The organism is Candidatus Woesearchaeota archaeon (assembly GCA_020854775.1).
Lineage (GTDB): Archaea > Nanobdellota > Nanobdellia > Woesearchaeales > 21-14-0-10-32-9 > 21-14-0-10-32-9.
Map to the genome: position 1 here is coordinate 1 of JAHKLZ010000057.1, position 4947 is coordinate 4947.

Genomic DNA, 4947 nt, shown 5'->3' on the forward strand with positions numbered 1-4947 from the left:
TCCTTATCCTGCAAAGTTTCCACCACAGTTGCCCAAAAAAATTTTAGAGGACTACGCTATAAAAGGACAAACTGTTCTTGACCCATTTTGCGGCTCAGGAACTACTTTGGTAGAAGCTCGAATTTTCGGAGCAAATGCAATAGGAGTAGATGTAAACGGTTTAGCAGTATTACTTTCTAAAGTCAAAGCAACACCGCTCTCCAGTAATCAATTTTCTGCTATTGAAAAATTTATCGCAGAGTTAGAGGATAATATTTTAAAGTGGAAATTTAATGGCAGACCGAAAATCAAAATCAAAGAGATTGAAGGACAAGAACACTGGTTTCAGAAAAATGTTTCAGAGGAAATTACCTTTATTTTAAATAAAATCACAAAACAAAAGGATACCGATGTTCAGAATTTTCTGAAAATTGTCTTATCCTCAATTATCGTCCGTGTTTCAAATCAGGAAAGTGATACACGCTTTGCAGCCATTAAAAAAAATATTCCTGACTGTCTGACTCTTGAATTATTCTGCAAGCGAGCAATAGAATATAATTTGAGAATAAAAGAGTTTTCTGAATTGGTTTACGACAAAACCGAATTACAAGTTTTCAATGCAGACAGCCGCAACCTTAATTTCATTTCCGATAATTCCATTGACATTATTATTACTTCGCCACCTTATGCAAATACTTACGATTATTACTTGTATCATAAATTCCGCAAGCGTTGGCTTGACCTTGACGTAAAATTTGCACAATACAATGAGATTGGTTCAAGACGTGAGTATTCAAGCTTGAAAGAGAAAAAAGAAAAATGGAATGATGATTTGATTAAGTGTTTTGCTGAAATGCAAAGAGTTTTGAAACCTCATCATTTTGCATTCATAGTTATTGGTGACAGTGTAATAAAAAAGGAATTGATAAAAATAGAAAAGGAAATCTCCGAATTTGCACCGAAAATTGGACTTAAGGTGAATGAGATTTTATCTTCTGATTTATCAAAACATTCAAGAATTTTCAATCCTTCTTATGCTCAAAAGGGTAAAAAAGAACATTTAATTATTTTAGAAAAAGTATAATGCAGGAAATACGACTTTATTACGAGAGTTTAGAACAAGGCAATGATTATTTATTGCCGATGATAAACAAAGCCGTTCCGAAAGGTACAAGCATCAAACTTGTGAAAAGACCAAAGAAGGCAAACCAATTTCCAAGAGGGGCTTTGTCTTCAATAATGTCTTTCACCACGCCAGACGCTTTAATTACAGCTGTAAAAAATGGAATTGAATATCCGTTAGCAATTATTGAATTTACCGAAGCTGTAAAAACGGAAGACCACGAATTACAACGCACTTACGGTGCGTTAGCATCGTATCTTTCAGAAACGTTTTACATCAAAATTTCGGGGCATAAGGAAAGTGAAAAAGTTTTTGGCGGTGCAGAATATAATCCATATTCAACACCCAAAATTTTGATAGACCAATTCGGTTATGAGGGCTATATTATTGCAGAATGGAGAACTAAAACAGCTAATAAATTTACATTACAAAGAAATCAAAATTTTCCATCTTGTCCACCAGAAATTCCGATTTTAAGAATCACAATTCAGGCAATTGTAAAATCGTTTTTGAAGTCAGAGAAAAATTGGTTTGAAAATTCAATCAAAGATTTAAAGCAAACATCACATTACAAGAGTTATCGGAAAGAAGTTGATAACGCAATAGGTGCAAAAGAATTATTGGCAACGTGGAAGGCTCGTAAAGCAACAAACTTAAATAAGTTGCGTTACTTCGTAAATGAAGATTGGATTGGTGCAAAAATTAATCGTTTCAGCCACGCAATGGACCCTGACAGAGGAATTTTAAACTTCATTTCGTTTGTGTTTTCAAAAACGCATAAAATTTTCGGCATATATGCTTTGGTTCGTCCGAGAGGAAACGACATATTGAAAAAGGATTTGGATAGTTTGACAACACTCCGAAGTAAGTTAAAAGAAGCGATTGCAATAGATAGTGGTGGTGTTCCAAGGTGGTTTACTGACGAATTAGTTAAAGCCGCAAAAAGAGCTAAAAAGCTAGACGAAACAATAAACTTTCAACCTATTTGGGAAAAACACAAAAGCAAAATTTCAGACAACAAAGTTGTTTCTACGATTGCGTTTTTATTGGACGGGATGTATCTTAATCACAACGGAATAAAACTTGTTTGGGACAGGCGTAAATTGTTAGGGAACAGCAAAGGCGATATGCTTGATTTATTGAAAACTTATTTTTCATCTACTAAATTTTCAAGTGCTTCCGCACTTGTTGAAGAAAGCAATGAAGTTGATGAAGATGAAGTAACTTATGCGATTGCTCACAGGGTTTTAATTCCTAACAAGTTTAAAATTGTTTCAATTTCATATCCTGGTTCGCAAGGTGGTGGGGCAATTTTGCCTAATCCCGATTTAGGAAAAGCACAACCCCGTGAATACCCTGATATAATTGCTTTACCTCCAAGGAAGAACGCAAAAATTGATGTGTTGTTAAATGAGAGTAAAGGTATGTTCCGACAAGCTGATATAGAGAAAGACACAGCAAAAATTTTGCGTTACAAGCACGACAAAAAATTACAAACAGCATTGAAAGAAACTTTAGTAGTTGCACAAGTGATAGACCAAAACGACAAAGTTCGGAATATTATTATTGGTGTTGCTTTCGGTGTAAAATCAAATACTCACACAACTTGGAAACCTGATAAAGTTGATTTTATTTTCCGTATAACCGATAGGAAGAAATGGTCAATTGGAATATTTAATCAAGCACTTAGAAATCTAATTCCGAAAATTGAAGGTAACACAAACTTTCCGACAGTTTATAAACTTGCACCAAAACATATAGAAACACAACAAATAACAATCGAATTTTAGAATGCCCACGCTTCGTAGTCAAGCACATTTTCAAGTCGCACTTGCCAACACTATTACCAAAACCAGCAAAAGAGTTTGCCTACACTAACACTCTGGCAGTAAGAGAATGCAGCAAAAATGAAAAGGAAATAATGAGAAAAATGAACAACGTAACGCTAACAAAGTGTATATACCATAAGGGTTTCAGAAGGTATTCAAGCATTGTAGCCCGCTCAAACTTTCGTTTCGGTGGACAGGAAATTGCCCCGAAATCCCTTACGGCACATACACTCAACCGTTAGCGTTCATTGTAAAAAAGACAAACCAGACGACAGAATGACAAAGGAATTTTTGCTGCATAAAGACAAAGAAAAATGAAAATTGCCGACACACAAAACAACACATTTGCAAGCCCCGACACACAAGCCGATGCTTCTGCTTGCAAAAGAGTTGTTTTCTTACCGACGCACCCGAGCCCACCCACCACCCTTGAAAACTCGTTGATAAGAATTGTGGTAAATTGAAAGATTACCGAATTGAAAAATGTATTTTTGAAACTTAAAATTTAAGGATTTGATATAAATGAAACTATACGAAACATTAGAGCAACAACTCAAGAAAGAGCCCAACTTTGTGACAGACAACGGAGAACTGAAAAAATGGGTGGTGCTGAACAAAGCACAGAACTTTGACGAAGAACTGATTGGACTGTTGCTCGACAATGCAGACCTGAAAGAGAAGTTTTTTGTTAACGTGAAAGGCACTATGGTTTTTAACCAAAACTTGTTTGTGCAGTTTTTGGAACAGAAAAACTACCTGAACGACAGCTACACCCAATACAAAAACAAGGTCGGACTGACCATTGGCGGCAAATACCTGAAACAAAGAAATGAAGTTGCTTTAGTTTGGCCATTTAAAGACTGCATTCTGGAAGGCGGACAAAGCCGAGAAGAACAAAAACGGGAAGAAATATTTTTTAACGAAATACTGGCTCAGGACGAAATAACCCAACTGCTGGAACCCAAAGTGCTGACCAACGCCAAAGTATTTGATAAAGAAGGTGAGCACCCCTTTAGCAGTTTTACCCGTGATGCTGAACTGAACAAGAAAAGAGGGCTACCAGAAGACACCATTACTGACAACCTGATAATAAAAGGCAACAATCTTTTAGCCTTGCATACGCTAAAGGAAGAATTTGCAGGAAAGGTGAAGTTGATTTACATAGACCCACCTTATAATACAGGAAATGATAGCTTTAAGTATAATGATAGTTTCAATCGTTCAACGTGGCTTACATTTATGCGAAACAGACTTTATGCAGCTAAAGCTCTTTTGTCAAAAGACGGAATTATATGTGTTCAATGTGATGACAATGAAAACGCATACCTGAAAATTTTGATGGATGAAGTTTTTGAAAATCGGTTTTTAAATAATGTTGCTGTAAAAATGAGTGAAGCCAGCGGTGTTAAAATGAACCACGCAAAAGGTAGATTTCCCAAATTAAAGGAATTTATCTTGATGTATAAAATGCCAAATTTTAAGGGGTTTATTACCGTTGACAAATATGAACAAAAGGAATGGGACCCAGAGAATAATATTTTCATTGATAATTTAACCGAAGAACAACGTTCTAAACTAATTGAACTCGAAGCAAAAGAAATTAATGACGATACAGATGTTATTAAAGCAAATGAAATTCTTAAAAAGGCAAAGAAAATTTCTTTAGCGACTAAGTTAAAAGAACTTGACTTTGGGAATGAAGATGAGAAAACCGAATGGCTATTTAAGAATAGTTACAGAATTATAAAAACAGCAGGTTCTTCAAGCCTTGCTACATTAGTTAAAAGTTTAGACAATGTCCCAAAACAAGATATTGCAGCAGCAGTATCTAAAAAAGGGGTGCTATTTTTCTACATTACAGATTTTAATAGAGATACTTGTCAAGTTTCACAAGGTTGTTTATGAAAACTTGATTTATTATAAAAATATTGCTTCTTCAAATTTAGGATTTTATTTTTAAACTCCCAAGGGGGTTGATGAAAAATTTCAGGTTTTAGTTCAAACCATTTTTCAACA

General features: G+C 35.1%; 3 protein-coding genes. All 3 read left to right on the plus strand.

Annotation, left to right across the window (positions count from 1 at the left end):
• Positions 1-1063: hypothetical protein (locus tag KO361_06415; GenBank protein ID MCC7575197.1), on the plus strand; the 1063-nt coding region annotated here is incomplete at its 5' end.
• Positions 1063-2892, plus strand: a complete 1830-nt coding sequence (locus KO361_06420) for a hypothetical protein (GenBank protein MCC7575198.1) — start codon at positions 1063-1065, stop codon at positions 2890-2892. The genes KO361_06415 and KO361_06420, both read left to right, overlap by 1 nt.
• 561 nt (positions 2893-3453) lie before the next feature.
• On the plus strand, positions 3454-4836 hold the full coding sequence (locus tag KO361_06425; protein MCC7575199.1) for a site-specific DNA-methyltransferase: 1383 nt from the start codon (positions 3454-3456) through the stop codon (positions 4834-4836).
• Positions 4837-4947 lie beyond the last annotated feature (111 nt).

Coding starts and splice junctions, on each gene's coding strand:
- KO361_06420 (MCC7575198.1), top strand. CDS start 1,063: ATGCAGGAAATACGACTTTATTACGAGAGTTTAGAACAAGGCAATGAT.
- KO361_06425 (MCC7575199.1), top strand. CDS start 3,454: ATGAAACTATACGAAACATTAGAGCAACAACTCAAGAAAGAGCCCAAC.